Genomic DNA, 20336 nt, shown 5'->3' with positions numbered 1-20336 from the left:
ATGTCGGGTTCGCCGATTGATCGCTCGCCAGGACCGCTCTACGAGACGGCGGAGGTCCAACGCCTCACGAACCTGGAGGTCTCCTCTGTGATGAAACCGGCCTATCGTCTCTCGCTGCTCGCCTCGTTCGTCCTGGGCGCCACCGCTTGTGGCGGCGCGCCCGAGCCGGCCCCTGCGGTCCCCGACGTCCCCGCCCAGCCGCAGCCTGCGCCTGAGACGCCCGCGGCGCCCGAGGCCAGTCCGCCGGCGGGCGCCGCGGCGCCGGAGGCCGCTGCGCCTGAAGCCGCGCCGCCTGCGCCGCCGGTGAGCATCTCGGTGCCCATCGAGGCGCGGACCAAGTCGAAGCTCAAGGGCACCGCGACCTTCACCGAGGTCGAGGGCGGCGTGAAGGTCGCCGTCCAGGTCTCGGGCGCTCCCAAGGGCAAGGTCGCCGTCCACGTGCACGAGACCGGCGATTGCAGCGCGCCGGACGCGAAGAGCGCGGGCGCGCACTACAACCCCGAGAACCACCCGCACGGCCTCCCCGACGCCACGGCTCGCCACCTCGGCGATCTCGGCAATATCGAGGTCAAGGCCGATGGGACCGGCACCCATGAGATCATCGCCAAGGGCGCGAATCTCAAGGAGGGCGCTCCGAACACCTTCCTCGGCCGCGCCATCATCGTCCACGAGAAGGCGGATGACGGCGGCCAGCCCGCCGGCAACGCCGGTGGCCGCATCGGCTGCGGCGTCATCTCGCAGGGCAAGTGAAGCGCGCGTGGCGCGGTCCACAGCTCCGCGCTCACGACACGTCGACTCCACCTCACCGCCTGTCCTGAGAGGGCCTCTCCCCGAGCGCCCGCAGGGCGGGAGTCTCCCTCTCCGGTGTCACCGGGGCGGAGCGCTGACCGGAACGCCCTCTACCTTCGGGGGCCCGGAAGCGCTGGAGCCCGACGGCCGCTCCTCGGGCCGCGCTCCGCTGGCCAGCAGCGCGACGACGATCGCCGCCGCCGCCACCGCCGCCAGGACGTAGCCCGCCCTGAAGGGCGAGCGCAGCCGCCGGAGCGTGTCCGCGAGCGTCTTCTCGTCGGCGTCCTCCTCGACGCGCGCCCTCTCCGGAGCTGGGCCGGCCGCGCCGAGCCCGACACGGCCGGCTTCCACCCGGGGCTGCGGCCGGTCCGAGCCGGCCGCCACCTCGCTCCGCGCCGCAGGGCTGGCCTCCGCCCGGACGCCCGCGTGGTCCGGGACCGCGACGGCCTCGCTCCGCTCCGCCGGATCCGCCTCCGCAGGGGCGCGCGGGTGGCCAGAGACCGTCGCCGCCTCGCTCCGCTCCACCAGGTCGGCCTCCGCCCGGGCGCGCGGGCGCTCCGAGACCGTGACGGCCTCGCTCCGCTCCGCCGGATCCGCCTCCCCAGGGGCGTGCGGGCGGTCCGACACCGTCGCCGCCTCGCTCCGCTCCACAAGGTCGGTCTCCGCCCGGGCGCGCGAGCGGTCCGACACCGTGAGGGCCTCGCTCCGCTCCACCGGATCCGCCTCCCCAGGAGCCGCGGGGAACGCGGGAGGTGGCAGCTCCGGGCGAGGCTCGATCGCCATGCCGCCGGTGGACGGGCCGGAGCCCATGGTGGTGGGGATCGAGCCGCGCTCCCCCGCGTCGGCGCCATCCACGCCGGGGCGCGCCCCGGACAGCGAGTCGCGCAGGCCCCCGCGCAGCATGCGCTGGATGCGGTCGACGAGCGGCTGCGCCGCGGGCGGCGCGAAGGGGCGGAGCGCCAGCGTGAGCTCCGCCAGGTCGGGCCAGCGCCTGTCGCGATCCCGCTCGAGGCACCGCATGATGATCGGATCGATGTCCGGCGAGAGCCCGCGGCAGACCTTCGACGGCAGCTCCGGCACGAACTTGCCCCCGAGCACGAGCGAGACCGTCTGGACCGAGCGCGCGTGCATGGGATACCGGCCGGTGAGCAGCACGTAGAGGAGCGACCCGACCGCCCAGATGTCCGCGCGCGCGTCGACGTCGCGCTGCCCGCGCATCTGCTCGGGGGGCATGTAGTGGGGCGTCCCCAGCATCTGGCCCGTGCTCGTCCGCATCTCGGCGACGCCGAGGAGCGCGGCCTGCGACGCCTTGGAGACGCCGAAGTCGAGCACCTTGATGCACGGCGTCCCTTCGCGCGTGTGCGTCAGGAAGAGGTTGGCCGGCTTCACGTCGCGGTGCACAAGCCCGAGCGCGTGCGCCTCCGCGAGCGCGTCGCACGCCTGGAGGACGTAGAGCGTCGCCTCCTCCACCGGCAGCGGGCCCCGCTGCTTGCGGATGACCCGGAGATCGCGGCCGTCGAGGAACTCCATCACCATGTACGGCAGCCCGCTCTCGAGCCGCCCGACGTCGTGCACCTTGACCGCGTGCTCGCTCCTGAGCCGCGACGCGATCCGCGCCTCCTGCAGGAAGCGCCCGCACATCTCCGGATCGGCCGCGGTGGCCGGCAGCAGCACCTTGATCGCCCGCAGCTCGTCGAGATCGACGTGGGTCGCGGCGACGACGGCGCCCATCGCGCCCTTGTCGAGCAGCCGGTCCACGCGGTACTTGCCGGCGATCAGGGTTCCGACCTCCAGGCCTTCGATCTCTTCCAGGCCGCGCATGTTCGAAACCTCCGACCGAGAGCGCCGCGCCGCGGCAGCCAGCATAGCGCAGCCGATCGCCGGCCGGACAGCCGATGCCGAGGAAGCGACGCGCACCTTGCCCTCGGCGCCCTCTGCTGGCCGGCGCGACGCTCGCGTGCCGGCGCCGCGCGATGTCGCGGACGCCCTCACCGCGCGCCGCGGCGCTCGGGGGAGCGCACCACGGCGGCGCGGCCCGCCCTGGCTCAGCCCCCTTCCGGCGCCCCGCTCGGCCTCTTGATCGCGATCGTCCGCCGCGCGCCGCCCGACTCGAGCGTGAGCTCGAGGGTGGCGCCCTCCTGCGCGCTCGGCAGCGCATGACGCATCGCTTCAAAGCTGACGAGCGGCCGGCCGTTGATCGCGACCACCGCGTCGCCGACGCGGACGCCCGCGGCCGCGGCGGGGCCGCGGTCTTCCACGGCGACCACGACGGCGTCTCCGCTCGTCTTCAGCGCGCCTTCGAGCAGCGGGAAGAGGGGGGCCACGGTCAGCCCCAGCGCGCTGACCGTCCTCCGGTAGCTCTGCACGGCCGCGTCGAAGCTCTCCTTGCGCATGCGGTAGCGCGCGACGGCCGCCACCGCGCCGTCGCGCTCCTGGAAGCGCGCGTCGACGCGCTCGGGGGTGGCGAACGCGCCGACCTGCTTCAGGTAGCGGCTCGCCTCCGCCTCCGCCATGCCGGCGCGGCGCGCGCCGCCGCCGTGCGCCTGGATGAAGCCGTACGCCTGCGACCCCGCGAGCGCCGGCACGACGTTGCTCGCGAGCCGGGAGATCGCGTCGGCGCGCGCGACCGCGAGCGCCGCCTCTCGGCTGGCGCCCGAGCCCTCGCCGACCACGAAGATCGCGTCGCCCTCGGCGGTGAACGGCCGGTCCATCCACGGAGGGCCCTCCTCGGCCGGCGGCGCCGCGCGCCACCCCGAGCTCGGCGCGGGCGGCGGGTCCGCCCCGGCGGCGGTGCGCGGGCGTCCCCGGCTCTGGTAGGCGAAGGCCACGGCGAGGACGAGCAGCGCCCCCGCCGCGAATGCCGCGAGCACCCCGCGCGAGCTGGAGCCGCCGGCCGCCGAGGTGGCCGCGGCCGGCGGAGACGCCCCCGCCGGCGCCGCTGCACCCGCCGGCGCCCTCGCCGCCGCCGCCGCGCCCACGGGCGCCGCAGCCGGCGCCGCTGCACCCGCGGGCGCCCCTGCCGGCGCCCACGCCGTCGTCACATGCCCCCCCGCGGCAGAGCGCTTCGTCGCCGGCTCGGGCGCTCCGGCGAGCGTGGGCGCCGGCTCCGGCCCGGCGCCGAGGCGCTTCAGCGCCGGCCGGAGCCACGGGAACGCGAGCGGCGCGTTGCACCGCTTGCACGGCACGTACGGCTCCCGGTCCTCGCGGGCGGCCTGCGCGGCCTCCTTCACGTCGAGCAGCGTCTGCCGGGGCGCGTTGCACCGCTCGCAGGTGCCCTCGACGACCGCCGAGACCACCTCCGCTCGCAGCGGGGGGCTCTCGGCGGCGAGGTGCTCGAGCAGCACCACGGGACAGCCCTCGATCTGGATCGACGTCACCTCGCCGCCCAGCGCGCGGAGCGACAGCGCGAGCGCCCTCGCGCCCTCGGCCGTCACCCCCGCCGCGCCCGCGAGATCGAGCACCAGCGCCCCCTCGATCCCGTCGAGCGCGCGCTTCCACCGGACGTGCGCGTCCAGCTTGCAGCGCACGCGGATGCGCGTCCCGCGCTCGTCGACCGTCTTCTCGATCGCCTCGTGGGTCCCCGCGTCGAGCCGCGCGAGCTCGTCGAGCGCGGCCCGCACGTCCTCCGGCAGATCGATCCCCGCGTGGATCGCCGCGAACGCGAAGTAGCTCTCGGCGTCGTCGTCGAACACCGCAGCCGCGCCGCAGCGCGGGCAGGGGCTCGCGGGCGGCTCGTGCGTCCTGACGAGGTGCGCGTCCCTGTCGCAGTCGAACAGCCGATCGAAGGCGGCGCCGCAGCGCTCGCACCGGTACGGGCCGTAGAACGACACGACGCGCCCGTCCCCGAAGAAGCGGCGGATCATGCTGATCTGGTTCACGATCGGCTCGGTGCAGCGGCCGATGTAGATCTCGGACGCGCTCCGCGACACCTCGGCCAGCATCGCCATCCACTCGCGCACGCCGAACGACGTGACCCGCTGCACCCCGCCCAGATCGAAGAGCACGCGGCCGGAGATGCCGCGCGCGACCGCGAGGCCCTGGAGCTCCTCGGTCATCCGCCCCGACAGCGAGACGATCAGCAGGCTGCCCAGCCTCCGCTTGGTCACCGTGAGGGCCCGCGGCCCGTGCCCGTGGGCCCCCTCGGGCTCCGCGCCCTCCACGCCGGCGCCGGCGTCCGCGAGCGACAGCGCGGGGAGCTTCCTCGAGCGCGGCGGCGTGTCCAGATCCCCCGCGGCGTCGGGCCGCGACGCCGCGAAGAGCGGCGCGGAGAGCTTCGTGGCGACCGCGCCGGGGCGGCCGGTCTCGGCGGCCTGCTGCGCCCCGCCGACGGCGTCGAGCGCGCCCCCGAAGGAGTCCTCGTTCTGGTTCGCCTCCTGCTTCGCGACGATGTGCGACTCGAGGTCCGTCCCCGAGGCGAGCGCGCCCCGCCACACCTCCACGCGCTGGCCGAACAGCTCCGACATGAACGACGACAGGGCGAGCGCCGAGGTGGCGAGCCGCTCCTCCCGGGCGAACGCCTCGAGGTCGATCTGGAGATCCCTCGCGGTCGCGTACCGCTTCTCCCGATCCCGCTCCAGGCACTTGAGCAGGATACGCTCCAGCCCCCGCGGGTAATCGGCGCAGACCTCGCTCGGCGGCAGCACGGGGTCCTCGACGATCGCCCGCATCAGCTCGAACTCGGTGGCGCCGCGCCGGAACATCCGGCTCCCCGTCGACATCTCGTAGAGCAGGAGGCCGACCGAGTAGATGTCGCTCCGGCGATCGAGGTGCTCGCTCGTGCACTGCTCGGGCGACATGTACGGGACCTTGCCCTTGAGCGCGCCGTCGCGCGTCTCGTTGACGCGGTTCGCCGCCTTCGCGATCCCGAAGTCGAGGATCTTCACGGCCCCGTCGTAGGTGACGATGACGTTGTGCGGGGACACGTCGCGGTGGACGATGTCGAGCGGCTTGCCGTCGAAGCCGACCTTCTCGTGCGCGTAGTGGAGCCCGGCCGCGACGCCCGCCGCGATGGTGATCGCGTGCTCGATCGGCATCCGCCGGTTCGCCGACCGGAGCGACTTCCGGACGGTCCTGAGATCCTCGCCGTGGAGGTACTCCATCGCGATGACCGGCACGCCGTCGACGTCCTCGATGTCGTACATCTGGACGAGGTTGGGGTGGTCGAGGGTGGCGGCGATGCGCGCCTCGTCGAGGAACATCCGCACGAACTCGGGGCTGTCGACGAGGTGCGGGAGGATGCGCTTGACCACGCAGATCTTCCTCACGCCCGAGATGCCCGCGACGGAGGCCACCCAGATCTCGGCCATGCCGCCCATGCCGATCTTCTTGATCAGGCTGTACCTGCCGAGCGTGGTGGGCTGGCGCGAGCTGGCGCTCATGGGGCCGGCGGCGTGGCGCTCGGTCATTCGACCGCCTCCATCGCGCGAGCCGGCGGCGTCACTTCTCCAGGAGCGCGGCGGGCGGTCATGGTGCTCAACGAGGGCCTTCGGCCTGGGATTTCGCGAAGCTCACGCTGCGGCGCTCACCGCGCGACTCGATCTGGAGGGACATCGTACCACCGGCCGGCGCGCGAGCCCACGCGTCCGCCGTGGCCTTCGCGAAGATCTCGACCGAATGGACGGGGCGATCGTTGACCGAGAGCACGACGTCCCCGGCGACGACCCCCGGATCCGCGCCCCGCCGCGGGCGCTCCGCCGCGACGACGACGAGCTCGCCGGAGGTGCGTACCCGCGCCTCGAGCTGCGGGAAGAAGCGCGCCACGGTGAGCCCCTGGAACGTGGCGGTCTGGCGGTAGAGCTCCGCGGCCGCGTCGAAGCTCTGCCGGGACAGCCTGTACCGCGCGAAGGCGAACATGCCGTCGCCTTCCCGCCGCACGACGGCGTCGACGCGCTCGGGCGTCGCGAACGCGCCGACCTGCGCGAGGAAGCGCCCGGCGATGCGCTCGACGACCTCCGCGCGCTGCGCCGCCCCGGCATCGGCCGGCGGCTGCGCGGCGAGGAGCTCGGCCGCGGGAGAGCCCGCGAGCTCCGCGGCGAGGCCGGACGTGAGGCGCTCGATCGCGCCGTTGCGCGCCGCCGCGAGCGCGCCCGACTCGCTGGCCGCGGGGCCGCCGCGGCCGACGACGAGCACGCTCTCGCCCTCGATGACGAACGGCCGCTCCACCCACGCGGGCGGGAGGTCGTCCATGACCGACCAGCCCGCCGTGCCTGGGCCGCTCGCGGGCGGCGCCGGCGCGCGCGCCTCGCCCGCGGGCGCCGCCAAGGCCGCAGGCGCTGCCGAGGCCGCAGGGGCCGAGGCCGCAGGGGCCGCCGAGGCCGCGGGCGCCGCCGAGACCGCTGGCGCCGCGGCGGGGCCGACGCCGCCGCGCCACGCCGCGAAGCCGGCGGCCGCGAGCGCCACCCCGCCGAGCAGCGCGAGGAACCCCGCGTTGCCGCCCGCGCCGCGCTGCTGCGGCGCGGCGGCGCCCGCGCCGTGCTGCTGCGCCTCGGGCGCCGCGGCCGGCTGCTGCTGCGCGCTCTCCGCCGGCAGGGCGGGCGGCGGCGGGACCGAGGGGATGCGCGCCGCGTGGGCGCCGAGGACGTAGAGCAGCGAGCGGCAGCCGTCGAAGGCGAGCGGCGTGTTGCAGCGCTTGCAGGTCACGCTCGGGTCCTGGCCGCCGCGGAGCAGGGGGGCGTGCCGATCGACCTCGACGAGCACCGTCCGGGTCGCGCTGCAGGACGCGCAGCGGCCCTCGACGACCGCGGACTCGATCCGCGCGAGCTCGGGCCACGAGGGGCCCGCCGTGCGCTCGGCGAGCAGCCGGGGACAGCCCTCGATGCGGATCGCCTCGACGGCGCCGTCGAGCTTGCGGAGCGCCGACTCGAAGCGCGCCGCGCCGTCGGCGGTGACCGCGGGGACGTTGCTCAGATCGAAGACGACCTGGCCCTCGAGGCCGTCGATGATGCGGCTCCAGCGGATCGTGGCGGTCAGCTTGCTGCCCACCTTGAAGCGGGTGACGCGCCCCTCGACGGACTTCTCCACCGCGTCGCCGACGGCGGGCTCGTCGGCCCTCTCGAGCTCGAGGAGGATCTCGCGCACCTCCTTCGGGATCGCGCCGGCGCCGTGCTGGGCGACGAACCCGAAATACGTCTCCGCGTCGTCGTCGAAGGCGCCGGCGCCTTCGCAGCGGGGGCACACCGCGTCGGGCGGCTTGCCCTCGGCGAGCGAGGCCGCGTCGTGGGCGCAGTCGACGAGGCGCTCGAACTGGGCGCCGCACGACTCGCAGCAGTACGGCGCATAGAACGAGACGACCCGCCCGTTGCCGGCGAACCGCCGGATCATGCTGAGCTGGTTGATGACCGGCTCGGAGCAGCGCGCGAGGTAGAGGGCCCGGAGGCGCGGCTGGGCCGCGTGGATCATCTGGAGCCACTCGCGGACGCCGAACGACGTGATCCGCTCGACGCCGGCGAGGTCGAGCAGGACCTTGCCCTCGAGCTCCCGCGCGAGCGCCGCCCCCTTGAACGCCTCGGTCATGCGCCCGGCGAGCCGGACGACGAGCACGTCGCCGATCGTGCGCCGATCGAACGCGAGGCTGTCGAGGCGGCCGGCGGCGCCGGCGGGCGGCACGCTCCGCGTCGGCGCGGCGCGGTGCGCCCAGGCGGCGGGCGGCGGCCGGTCCACGGTGGTGGGGCTGTGCCCCGACGAGACCGGCCCCGAGGCGGGCTCGGCGCCGTGCGGCTGCGACGCCCTGCGGCCGTTCGGCGGCGGCACGCGGATGGTCGGCCGCGGCTCCTCACCCTCGGGCCCCGGGGACAGCGGCGAGGGCCCGGGCGTCGCGTTCGACGCCGACGCCGGCGCGTCGAAGGCGGTCTCGGACGTGAAGGTCGAGTCCGACGCGATCTCGAGCTCCTCGAACTCCGCCATCCCGCCGGCCGGCTGCGCGACGACGCGCGCCGCCACGGCCGGCGCCCGCTTCGCGGCGCGCGGCCTTCGCTCCCGCGGGCCTTCGCTCCTGGCGAGCGGCGTGGGCGCCTCGGAGAGGACGGTGAGCGTCATGGTCTGGTTGTGCAGGTCGCAGTGGCCGGTCGCGTACGGCGAGATCTCCCCGTACGAGTAGAACCCCGTCACCTGCGTGCCCTTCGGCAGCACGTCCGCCACCGCCTCGACCTCTTCCTCGGTCCGGTCGCCCAGCACGATCCGGCGCCCCACGCAGCTGATCGCGATCGCCAGCGCGCTGTCGCCGCCCGCCCTCCCCGCCTCGCTCGCCGCCCTCGCCGCCTGCTCCGCGCCCCCGATCAGCCGCTCGAAGTCCGCCTTCATCAGCTGCACGAGGTGCCCTCTCGGCACGTCCCCGGCGAACGTCAGCGACTGCGCGTCGTGGTCCACCGCCAGCACCGTCCGCACGAGCGCCTTCTCGTCCTGCGCCGTCGCGCGCAACGCCAGCGGGAACAGGAGCGCCGACGCCGGCAGCTCCGCCGCCTTGTCCCCGAGGTACTCCTTGTACAGCGAGAGCGCCGGGCGGCCGTCGACCTCGTAGAGCACGTTGCCCTCCGAGCGCGTCACCACCCGCTCCGGCCCGAACTTGTCCCAGCCCCCCTTCGACCCGTGCTGGATCACCACGTGGTCGCCGTACAGCCCCACGGCCGCCACGAGCCCGCTGCGCACCACGTCCCCCGCGCACACCCACGTCCGCTTGAACTGCGTCCCGTCCCCGGACAGGCCCCCGGTCACCACCACCGACTCCGGCAGCACCGAGTTCAGCCCGCGCACGAGCTGGCTGCCGTTCACCCCGAGCCCCTCCGACAGCACGAGCACCCCGCGCAGCCCCGGCCGCTCCAGCTTGCGCGCCAGCGCCTGCCCCGCGGCGAACGACGCGGGCGCGCTCGCCACCTCCACCTGCGCCGTCGCCAGCGTCGTCCGCTCGAACCGCGCCACCGCCACCGTCAGCGTCCCGTCGCGCACCGACGTGCCCGCGATCTCCCCCGCGCTCGAGCACCCCACCACGTGCGACCGCGGGTACGCCCGCCGCAGCTCGCGGATCGCCCCGGGGTCGTCGAGCAGCTCCGGCGCCCCGAACGCCAGCACCAGCGTCCGCTCGCTGTCGAGCACCGGCAGCACCCGCACGGACCACTTCTTGGTGTCCCGATCGTAGTGGAAGGTCTCGAGGATCATGGATCTCCTCGCGCTCAGGCTACAGCACGCGGGCGACGGCGGGCGCCGTGTCGTGACGGGGCGGGCGCCATGACGTGGCGGTCGAGCTCGCTCGTACCCCCTGGCCCTCTACAAGGTCCTCACGACACGCGGGCCACGACGAGCGTCACGTCGTCGTCGAGGGCGCGCTCGCCGCGGAACCTGGACACCGCCTCGACGATCGCGTCCCTCGCCTCCTCGGGCGGGCAGGCGGCCACGCTCTGGAAGAGCGATCGCAGCCGCTTCTCGCTGAACTGCTCGCTCGACTCGTTCTCGCACTCGGTCACGCCGTCGGTGAACCAGAGGAGCGCGTCGCCGCCCTCCAGGGCGATGGTGCTCGACGTGTACTCGGCCGAGCTCGCCGCGCCGAGCGGCTCGCCCTGCGCGGCGAGCTGCCGGATCGCGTTGTTCCTGACCAGATAAGGGAACGGGTGCCCGGCGTTCGCGAGGGTCAGCGACCCGGCGCCGGGGTCGAAGATGCACGCCGCGCACGTCATCAGGAACTTCTGCTGCCCCGCCTCGAAGATCGAGCAGTTCATGACCCGCAGCAGCTGCGCCGGGCTGATCGCCTCGCGCGCGAACGTGCGCACGACGTCGCAGGCGGCCTTCGCCGCCCCCGTGATGATGGCGGACGAGATGCCGTGCCCTGTCACGTCGCCGACGACGGTGAGCAGCCTGCCGTCCGGCAGATCGTGGAACGTCCACCAGTCGCCGCCGCACTCCGCCGCGGGCTGGAAGTGGCTGGCGAGCCGCAGGGAGGGCCTGTCGATGACGTCCTCGCTCGGCACGAGCATCTGCTGGACGGCGCGCGCGACCTCGAGCTGCTTCTTCAGCGACGCCTTCTCCGCCGTGTCGTAGAGCAGCTGCACCAGCCGGTCCCCGAGCGCGACGAGCTGGACGCGGACCTCGTTGATGGCCTCGTCCGAGCCGCTCGCGCCTGCGGCGTCCTGGGTCGCGCTGCCGGGCGCGGCCTGGGTCGCGCCGCCGGGCGCCGCGCTGCTCAGGGAGAAGAGCTCGCCGAGCTTCGACGCGAAGCGCCGCTTGGCCGTGGAGATCGTCGAGCCGACCTCGATCGGCCGCGACGGCTCGACCTGCGAGCTCGCGGCGTCGTGGAAGATCGTCAGCGCGTCCCCGATGGCCACGACGACGCTGCGCAGGCGGTCCCGCTCGGCCAGGAGCTGCCGGTGCAGCGCGCCCATCTCGTTCGTGGAGAGGTCGAGCGAGCGGGTGAGCAGGCTCCGATCGTCGGCGACGTGGCGGTAGTGCTCGCTGATGCGCGCGACCACCTTGTGCCAGGTCTCCTTGTCGGGCGGCGCGTCGAGGTCCTCGAGCCCGAGGCGCCTGAGCTGCCGCGCGAGGAGCGGATCGATCTCAGCCATGGCGCCCGCCTCGGCCGGCTCGCCGTCCCGTCGCATGCGCCGCGAGCGCGGGCGTCACCACCCGGTCCGCTCCAGCGTCTCGATCGCGGGCGTGGAGCGCTCGAAGAAGTGGAGGGACGCCGGGAGCGAGCGGAACTCGCGCGGGTTGACGTCGAGGTCCCAGAAGGAGGTGACCATGGTCGAGGCCATGGGCGAGACGTCGACGACCAGCACGGCGCCGGCCGAGTAGATCTTGAGCATGCCGAGCCCCGCGCCGCCGCGCGACGTGTCGAGCACGGGGGCGCTCGTCGAGTCGGCGCCGCGGGCGCTCAGGCCGCGGGTGATGCCCTCGAAGACGTGGTGTCGCCGGAGGCCGCCGAACGGATCGTGGGCCTGGAGGGCGAGGTACGCGCCGTCGGTGCCGAGGCGCAGGGTGGGGATCTCGTTCTCCTCGAGCACGAGGTCGCGCCGCCTGTCGTGGGCGTAGCGGGGCCGGCCGCGGCGGTCGACGGGCGCGTCGTACATCGCGTTCATGAGCAGCTCGTGCGCGAGCGAGGCGATCCGCTCGGCGACCCGCGCGGGGGCGCCGGAGCGCTCGGCCCAGTGCGCGACCTCGGCGACGGTGCGGTCGCGGTCGTCGCTCGTGCGGGGGCGCCATTTCACGATGGTGGCGCCCCACGAGAGCAGGTCGGAGAGCCGAGGCGGCAGGGCGAGCGGCTTGAGGATGCGGCGGACGGCGAGGGCGATCTCCCAGGGCCGCGGCATGGAGGCGAAGCTCGGCCAGCCGACGATGCTGGAGAGGCGGGGCTCCTTCAGCGCGGCGTGGAGGATCGCGTCGGTGCTGCCCGAGGTCCACACGAGCAGGTGCATGCTGGGGTATCGCTCGGCCACCCACTCGAGCGCGAGGTCGAGATCGGCGGCGTCGCAGCCGAGCAGGAGGGGTCGCTCGGACAGCCGGGCGCGCAGCTCGGCGGGATCGCTGGCGACGGGGACTTCCTGCAGGCCGGAGGCCGCGGACATCGCGCGGGCGATGCGCTGGCCGACGACGCGGTTCCGCTCGAGGACGGCGATCGTCGCTTTGGGAGGAGAGGCGCTCAAGGGCTCACCGCGGGTTATCCCCCTGGGCAGCCGCTGCCCGGGGGTGGACACGGCCCATTACATCACAGCGCGCGTCCGAGAGGTGCCGTGAAGACGCCGAGCCGCCGCGCCGGCGTGGAGGCGCGGGGGACGCTCGCCCCCGCAGGCGGCCGCACATGCGGAGGCTGCGGCGCCGCCGCCCAGCGCCGGCTCCGGGCCCTGTACGGCATCGCCCCGTCGAGCCGCCGTGCCGGTCACCGGACGCACTGAGACCAGGCCGTCTTGTTGTTGACGGTGTGCTGCTCCCAGTCGAGCGTCGTTGGATTGTACTCGAGCCAGGCGCCATCGGTCCAGTTGTTCGACGTGAAGGGCCCGCCCAGCCCTGTCATGCCGCACGCCACCCCGCCGGCCGAATTGCTCGCCAGAAGGTCGATGCGATGGTTGTTGCCGGCGAGCCACTGCCATGCACCGTAGTTTTGCGGCACGTCGACGCAGATGGCCTTCACCGTGGCCGTCACCGGGGTATCCACGCCCGTCGTGCTGACGCCCTCGAGGAACCATTCGCCCGAGGCATCCTTTCGCACCCTCGCGTAGTCCGTGATCCAGTTGTTGAACCTGAACGCGCCGTTGCTGATCACCTGCGTGAGGAAGCACCGCCGTGACGACGTGCCGAATCCCAGGCTCGTCGGCAGGCCCTCCCCCGGCCCCCAGGTCCAGGTGTATTGACCCGTCCTGTTCTCCGCCGTGTTGACGCACACGGCGTTGGCGCCCAGGTTCTGGCCGCTGGCGGCGTCGACCTCGAGGATCCAGTCGCCGCCGGACCGCTGTACGCGCACCGCGGCCTGGGAGCTGGCCCCGAGCTTGCCCCAGACGCCTGCGAGGAAACACGTCCGGTCGACGTCCGTCCCCAGGTTGAGGTCGCAGCTCCCGCCGCATCCCCAGCTGTGCCCCGACCAGCCGATCGCCGCCTGGGCCTCCCCGACGGGCTCGTCCAGCGTCCCCTCGCCCTCATCGCCCATCTCGCTCACGCAGCCCAGCGCCAGGGGAGCGACGATCAGCGCCAGCGCCGAGCCGAGATGAGCGCTCCAGGGCTTGTTCAGCAGCGGATTCGATCTCATTGGGGGTGCTCCTTGGCAAAGGGGAAGTGAATCGATTTCAAGTTCAGGACGACACTACGACTTTTACCTTTTTTGCCGGCGGTTTGTCAACGCAGTTAACTTTCAGGCAGCGCCTTCACTCCGACATGAAGGAGGAGGTCAGAAATGAAACATCGCGATGTTCTTTCTGCCTTCCTGCGACTTCCCGCGACCAGAGTTCCCGCCTTCCTGCGAAACGTCGCTGGGCCCATGACAGCGCCGCCGGATCTGGGTCTCTCGGTGCCTCCGTGCCGCGCCGAGCCGGCTCGCGGCGAGGGGTCGGCGGCGCCCGCGGCCAGGCCTGCGGCGAAGGGCGCCGCGATGGTCACGATCTCGCGAGTACAGCACGAAGCGCTTCACCGGCTTCCCCACCAAGGAGAACCCGTACGCCAAGCTGTCGCCGAACAACCCGCCGGAGTACCTGCTCGTCCTCACGGAGATCAGGCCGAAGTGACGCTCCGCGGGCGGTTCACTCGGGAAAGCGATAGGTCTCGTACCTCTTGCCGCGCTCCCCCCACGTCGAGGGATCGTTGGGATTGCCCATGCCGCCCTCGCTGGGCTCGCCGAGGTCGAACGTGACGTTCTCCAGCACGAGCTGGTCCTCATCGAGGTAGGCGATGCCGATGGAGTCCCCGCCGCGCCCTCCGCCGCCGTAGCCTCCCCAGCCCCCGTAGCCGCCGTCGCCGCCGTCGCACGCGCGGCCGGAGCCGTCGGGCCAGTACGCGCCGGCCGCCCCGAAGCCCGGGTTGCCGCCGACCTGCGGCGCGCCGCCCCTCCCGGCGCCCAGCGGATACACCGTGGCGACCTCGCTGTCGCGCACCGTCACCTTGGCGTGCAGCGCGAGGATCCCGATGCTCGGCGTGGCGTTGTCGCCCCCCTCCCCGCCCTTGCCGCCGCAACCGCCGCTGCCGCCCCCGCCGCCGGGTGGCCCTGCCAAATTGGCCTTTTCGCAGATGGCGAGGCTCCCTCGACGACCGCCGCCCCCGCCGCCCCCATGGCCTGGCTCCCCGGTGGCGCCGTCGCCCGCCTTGCCTCCGATCCAGCCGGCCTCGGTGATGCGACCCATGCCCTGACCCGGCGCTCCGTCGGCGCCCCGCGCGCCCGATTGCCCGTCCTGGCCGTCCTCGCAGCTGCCACTCCCGTGATCGCCCCTGCCCCGGAGCCCCGTGCCGCGGGGATCGTCGGAGTTCGGCATGGGCAAACCGTCCTCGCCGTCGCCGCCATCGGCGACGCCACCGTCACCGCCCTTGCCGCCCATCGACACCGGGCCCTCGTCACAGGGGCTCACCACGGCGGCCCCGCCGGCCACGATCTCCCCGGTGCAGCCGAACTCGCCGCCCTTGCCGTTCACGCCTCTCGGCGCCACCGGCGGGCCGGACCAGTCCTGTCCGTGCTCCGTCTTGTAGCTGGAAGACCCGAGGATCAGGCTCCCGATGATCTCCACCTCGGTGCCCGACCGGACGAAGACCGCGACCTCCGACCCGGCCGATACCCTCATGCCGACGATGGTCGTCACCCCGTCTTCTGCCCCCGTGTCGTCGGGGCGCGCCGGCTCGATCGTGATCGGCACCGTGTCGTCGAGCGTCTGGACGACAGGATAGCTCCCCTCGGCCAGGCGCTCCCACGTCCCGTCGAGGCAGTTGAAGCTCCCGATGAGGTCCACGCCGGAAGGCACCGTGACCGAGCCGATCATGTGCGTGCAGAAGAACACACGCCCCCGTCCGTTGCGCGCGATCTCGATGGCGCGCTGAAGGGTCAGCACCGGCTTGTCCTGTGAGCCGGGGTTCGCGTCGTCGCCGAACATCGAGTGGACGAACACGCCGCAGCCGTCCACCGCGCGATCCGCGGTGAGGTATTCGCGACAGACCGACTCCGGCGGCTCGGGGGCGCACGACCCGCCGAAGCACGGCGCGGGGCCTTCCTCGTAGGGACCAAGGTCGATCCCGCACCCCACCGCCAGGAGCGGCAGCAGGAGGGACAAGCGCGTCATGTCTGCAATCGTCATCGGTCTCTCTCGACGTGGTGCCCTGCACAGGGAGTCATTCGCCATCTCTGCAATCCTCATCGGTCGCTCCCTGCGTGGAGCCCCCGCGCGGGGGTCATTCATCGCGGTGGCCCCGGATCTACAGCGGGGAACACGACCCACGCGCCGGCGGTGCCTGGATCGCGGCGGCTGGGATCGCTCCCTGAGCCGCCGAAGCCGGCGTGTCCATTCCTGACGATCGCGCCTGCCTCGAAGCTCACCTTCGTGACGCCCACGGTGGCCACGCCGACCGAGGGCCCGCCGAGCCCGCCGCCGCCGTCACCGCCGCGCCCGCCGTTGCCGCCCTTGCCGCCCTTGCCGCCGTTGCACGCGCGCCAGTCCAGCCATGGCGTGTAAAGCCCGCCAAGACCCCCCGCGTGGCCCATGCCGCCCGCCTGGCCTCTCCCGCCGCCGCCGCCGTCGCCGCCGTCGCCGGCCACGACCAGCGAGGCGAGGAGGGTGATCTCGGCGCCCTCCAGCGCGACGATCCCGAGGCTCGCTCCCCCAGGGCCTCCGCCTTTGCCCCCGCGTCCACCGCAGCCGCCGCCTCCTCCAGAGCCGCCGGCGGCGCCGCGCTGGGGTCCGGTGGGATGGCACTCGATCATTTCGAACCTCGATTTGCTGCCCCCGCCCCCGCCTCCGCCCCAGCCGATGCCTCCGCGGTCGCCGTCGGCCCCTCGAACGCCTACCCAGCCGCTGGTGTCAAGGACACCGGCGCCTGCCGCGTCGGCCCCGTGCTCGCCATCCTTACCGTGCGCGCCCCCTTGGCCGTCCGTGCAGGACCCGCTGCCCGCACCTAGCCCCCCTCGGCCCGACTGCGAGGGGTCCTCGATCGAGTAAGGCTCGCCGTGCTGGCCGTCTTCACCGGAATAGAGCCCCCCATCGCCCCCTCGCCCGCCGATCGATTCCATACTGTCATCGCACGCTGTAACCGCCGCCACGGGGCGCTCTGCGCTGCACGCAGGCGCGCCGTGGTTGCCATAAACCCCTTCGTCTGCCGTGAAAATCGGCGCGTCTTCCCCCGGCTCCCCGTCCTTCCCTCCGGCCGCGTGGACCTCGCTCGCCACCAACCGGGCCTTCGCCCCCTGGCTCAGGATCATCCCGATCGACGACCGCCCGTCGCTCGCCGAGCCCTCGCCGGCAACGACCCGGACCCCGTAGATCGTCGACGTCCGCCCCTCGGCGGCGAGGACCCGGAGCGGGATCCCCTCCGGCCCCGGAGCGATGGTGGTCAGCTGATCGGGCCCCCCGAACGACCACCCGAACGACCAGTCCCCGTCCGCGCAGCGACGGCCTCCCCAGAGGTCCACGCCCGAGGGCAGCGCGACCGCCTCCTCGAATCGCTCGCCGCACGCATAAACGCGCCGGGTCGGCTCCTCCCCGTCGCGCCGTCCGCTCGCGGCGAGCACGATCGCGCGCTCGAGCGTCCTCACCGGCTGCTGCCGCGTGCCCGGGTGGCGGTCGTCGCCCTGCGCGCGCACGAACACCCCGCAGCCGTCCAGCACCGGCCCCGTCACCGGGTCGCGTTCGCACGGCGAGGCCGGGGGAGGCGGCGCGGGCGGCAGCGCCGAGGCGCCTTCATCACACGTCTGTTCTTCCCAGCAGTGGCTCCCGAGGTACATGCACCCCGAGGCGACGCTCGCGCCGCACCCGCACAGCGCGGCGATCGCGAGCGAAGCCGACGCCCTCCGAGCCGCCCGAGACCACGTCACGCTCGCATCCATGCCCTCACCACGCCCCGAGCGCCATCACGCCGATCTGGTGCGCCGTCGTCACCGGCACGACGCGGAGCGCGGTCGTCGCCGGCGTCGATCGCGGGGACGAGGAGTCGATGAAGAACGACGCCGCAGTCGCCGCGCCGACGACGGCCCCCGTCGCGACAAGGGCGGTCCCGAGGACGCCGGACCTGTCGCGCTGCTCGCGCAGGCGGTGGAGCTCGGGGCACGCGGAGGGCTGCGGCGATTCGCGGCACGCGTCCGAGGTCCACGCGGGATCGCGGTTGAGGCCGTCGATCCGCTCGCTGATGTCGCCGTCGAGCACGCTCGCGCGGAGCATGAAGACGGCCCCCGACGAGACGGCGGCCGTCGTGACGGCGATCCCCGCGATCCGCAGCGCCCCCGGCCACGACGCCCAGAGCCCCGGCGCCGGGGCCGCGGCCGGCGCGACCGGTCGGATGTCCTTCGCGCTCGGCTCGGGGACGCGCGGGGGCGCCTCGACCACGGGCAAGAGCGTCAGCGCCGCGCCGACCGTCGCCCCCGCGGCGAGCTCGACCCGCTGCGAGAGCTCCCCGTAGCCCGACAGCCGGGCTCGGAGCGTGTACGTCCCCGGATCGACGAAGAGCTCGAGGACCGTGGCCCCCGTGCCGATCGGCTCCCCGTCCAGGAGGACCTCGGCGTCGGGCGGGGCGGCAGCCACGTAGATCCTTCCGACGTGCTCCAGCGCCTTGTTGAACCCGCTCGTGAACCGGCGGACGAGCGTCTCTTTCAGGACCGCATCGTGATCGAGGCTCTCCCCCAGGTGCTCGGCGGCCTCCCGGTGCTTGCCCTGCTCCAGCTCGGAGAGCCCGAGATACCCGAGCACCTCGGCCAGCTGCACCTCGGTCATCCCGGCGGCGTCGGGCGCCGTCAGGGCGGCCTCGAAGCGCGCCTCGGCGTCCGCCCACCGCCGCCCGAAGAAGGCGATCCGCGCCTGCTGGCGCAGCGCCGCGGCCGCCGGCGGCGAGCCCCCGGGCGGCGGCGCCGCGCGCGAGAGCGCCGTGGCGCTGATCAACGCGCCGAGAAGGCAACTCCTCAACAGGACCGACCGCAAGCGCAAGCGCGTCATCCAGGGCACCTTATCAACGACGTCGCCAGTCCGGCAACGGTGCCCGCCCGCGTGGCGCCGCGCTTTTGCACGACGATTTTGACGTCGTCTCGGGAATGCAACCGACCGACGCGTCGACGTGTCGTCCCCTGCGGACACACCCCGGCGCACCGTTCTTCGTCGCGCCGGTCGATTCGGTCACCTGTTTTCGCGCCTGGATCATCTGGACGGGCATGGATGTGACCACCTAGGCGAGCGCGGACGGCGCGGCGCCCTGTCAGACTGATCGCATCGCAAGAGACAGAGCGGTAATCCCTCGTTGCCCTGGTGCGCGGCGCGGCTCCACGGGCATGGACAGCGGCGAGTTCGGGAGCGCGCTGAGCCCCACGCGGGCGAGCACGGCGCAGACAGGTCGATGGCCACTCGGGCGAGCGCAGCACCGCGGGCGTCGAGGCGCTCGAGCGCGTGCGCCACTGGAGATGCACTCCGGCGAGATGTGGATCCGAAGCGGATTTCACATTTGTCAAGAAAATCCGATTGTGGCTCGGTGTCGATCCATGTCGATCTTGTTGACTGTGCTGAGTGTCAACGCAAATCGACGTCGACTCGACGACGCCGCAGCCCCCTTCCCACGTAAGACCGAACTAGACTCCGGGCATGCCTCACCCGGATCAGCCCCTCACCAACGACGACGACGAAGAGCCTCTGCTCGACGAAGACGAAGAGGATCTCCTCGACTGGGCGTCCATGGCCACGTTCTACGCCGCCGGCTACATCTGCATCCTCGCCGACGCCATCGAGCACGGCGACGCCGAGCTCCAGGTGGATCCCGTGGCGTGGGAAAACACCCTGAGCGCCGCCGAGGGGGCGATGGTGGAGCAGATGCGCGGTCGCCTGCACGGGCCTACGGCCATCACCGCGGAAGACATCGAGCGGATGCGGCGACTCCGCGAACTGGGTTCCGCTGCGCTCTCGGGCGGTGAGCGGTCGCCCGAGCTCGGCCCGCTCGCTCTTCGATCCATGGAGTCTCTGTTCGGACCGGACTGGCAGCGCGCGGCGCGGAAAGCCGCGTTCTGCGCGCGCGCTCTCAGTCAGGAATTCCACCCTCGTAGCCGCACTTAACGGGAACTCCTACGACGAAAACGCATATGTCTTCATTCTCGTAATAGTACCAGCAGCTGGTGGCCACGCCGAGGCCTCTGCATTGCATCAGTAGTCCAGTTTTGACGTTGGATTTGTACGGGTGTTTTCGTCCGGCCTGACAAGATATTCCTGCATCGGCGCACTTCATCATGCAGTCAGCGCCGTGCTCATATCTCTTGCAGTGGACGATCTTGAAGCTGCCGATCGCCTCCGGCTCGGTCGTGGAAACGTCCTCCGTTTCGTCGTCAAGTGTCAGATTGTCAGCTTCTGGCTCGCTGGTTGGTGTGTCGAACTCCGTCTCATCGACACTTTCTGATGGGTACATGATACAAGATGCAGCGCATAGAGCGACTCCATGGAGAGAGATTACGGCGGCAACCGGTGGAATCATTCGCATGGTACGGGCGACGCAAGCAGGGGGCCACGTCAGCCGCGCGTGACGGTGCCACGCGGTGCGCATTCTGGAGCCGGAGGGGCGGCACCGCGGCCCGCGTCGCCGAACCAGGCGCGGCAGGAGCTCGGGACCGCCGACGTCCACCCGGCCAAGGGCGGCACGCTTCACACTACGTGACGCGCGCATGGCGGAGGTACGAGGTCCTGGTGCCGGACGCGGGAAGCCTCGTTCAAGACCACACCCCCTCGCCGCTGGGGCAGATGGAGGCCCGGGAAGCGCTGCGCGGGCTCGGGCGCGTGGGTCCCAGGTTCCGAGCCGTCCTTGCCCTCAAGGCGCAGGGAACTACGTGCAGAGAGATCGGCGCGGCGCTGGGCCACAACCCCAACACGGTCTGGAGTCGAGTGCGCCTCGGTGGACTGTGGTTGTGACGGGCCGAGGCTCGCGAA

General features: G+C 73.1%; 12 protein-coding genes. 2 read left to right on the top strand and 10 right to left on the bottom strand.

What is annotated here, in order from left to right:
* Positions 1-90: 90 nt before the first annotated feature.
* Entirely contained in the window at positions 91-750 is a 660-nt protein-coding gene (locus WMF45_RS46820) for a superoxide dismutase family protein (protein ID WP_437713354.1), read from the top strand.
* A gap of 117 nt (positions 751-867) precedes the next feature.
* Here the strand turns inward: WMF45_RS46820 and WMF45_RS46815 are convergent, their stop codons facing one another.
* The 9 genes from WMF45_RS46815 to WMF45_RS46775 form a co-directional block, all read right to left on the bottom strand.
* Entirely contained in the window at positions 868-2610 is a 1743-nt protein-coding gene (locus WMF45_RS46815; RefSeq protein ID WP_437713352.1) for a protein kinase domain-containing protein, read from the bottom strand.
* A gap of 224 nt (positions 2611-2834) precedes the next feature.
* Entirely contained in the window at positions 2835-6194 is a 3360-nt protein-coding gene (locus WMF45_RS46810; protein WP_437713350.1) for a protein kinase domain-containing protein, read from the bottom strand.
* Positions 6195-6261: 67 nt separating this feature from the next.
* Entirely contained in the window at positions 6262-9939 is a 3678-nt protein-coding gene (locus tag WMF45_RS46805; RefSeq protein WP_437713348.1) for an FIST N-terminal domain-containing protein, read from the bottom strand.
* A 119-nt stretch (positions 9940-10058) separates the two neighbouring features.
* Positions 10059-11336: a PP2C family protein-serine/threonine phosphatase gene (locus WMF45_RS46800; protein WP_437713346.1), complete on the bottom strand. Its 1278-nt coding sequence runs from the start codon at positions 11334-11336 to the stop codon at positions 10059-10061.
* Between the two features lie 54 nt (positions 11337-11390).
* On the bottom strand, positions 11391-12413 hold the full coding sequence (locus WMF45_RS46795) for a hypothetical protein (protein ID WP_437713344.1): 1023 nt from the start codon (positions 12411-12413) through the stop codon (positions 11391-11393).
* A 233-nt stretch (positions 12414-12646) separates the two neighbouring features.
* Positions 12647-13510 carry a hypothetical protein gene (locus WMF45_RS46790; RefSeq protein ID WP_437713342.1) on the bottom strand — a complete coding sequence of 288 codons (864 nt, stop codon included), beginning with the start codon at positions 13508-13510 and terminating at the stop codon, positions 12647-12649.
* A gap of 487 nt (positions 13511-13997) precedes the next feature.
* Positions 13998-15518, bottom strand: a complete 1521-nt coding sequence (locus WMF45_RS46785) for a hypothetical protein (RefSeq protein WP_437713340.1) — start codon at positions 15516-15518, stop codon at positions 13998-14000.
* Between the two features lie 113 nt (positions 15519-15631).
* Positions 15632-17263, bottom strand: coding sequence for a hypothetical protein (locus WMF45_RS46780; RefSeq protein WP_437713338.1), 1632 nt, complete (start codon positions 17261-17263; stop codon positions 15632-15634).
* A gap of 16 nt (positions 17264-17279) precedes the next feature.
* Positions 17280-18374 carry a PEGA domain-containing protein gene (locus WMF45_RS46775; protein WP_437713336.1) on the bottom strand — a complete coding sequence of 365 codons (1095 nt, stop codon included), beginning with the start codon at positions 18372-18374 and terminating at the stop codon, positions 17280-17282.
* A gap of 636 nt (positions 18375-19010) precedes the next feature.
* On the opposite strand from WMF45_RS46775, the gene WMF45_RS46770 reads away from it, so the two are divergent.
* On the top strand, positions 19011-19475 hold the full coding sequence (locus tag WMF45_RS46770) for a hypothetical protein (RefSeq protein WP_437713335.1): 465 nt from the start codon (positions 19011-19013) through the stop codon (positions 19473-19475).
* Here the strand turns inward: WMF45_RS46770 and WMF45_RS46765 are convergent.
* Positions 19441-19821, bottom strand: coding sequence for a hypothetical protein (locus WMF45_RS46765; protein ID WP_437713333.1), 381 nt, complete (start codon positions 19819-19821; stop codon positions 19441-19443). The genes WMF45_RS46770 and WMF45_RS46765 overlap by 35 nt on opposite strands.
* Between the last annotated feature and the right edge of the window lie 515 nt (positions 19822-20336).

Origin of the sequence: Sorangium sp. So ce448, from assembly GCF_051520915.1 — a bacterium.
In the GTDB taxonomy this organism is placed as follows: domain Bacteria; phylum Myxococcota_A; class Polyangia; order Polyangiales; family Polyangiaceae; genus Sorangium; species Sorangium cellulosum_B.
Note: the sequence above shows the minus strand (reverse complement) of the source record. Positions and strands in the feature narration are given on the sequence as shown.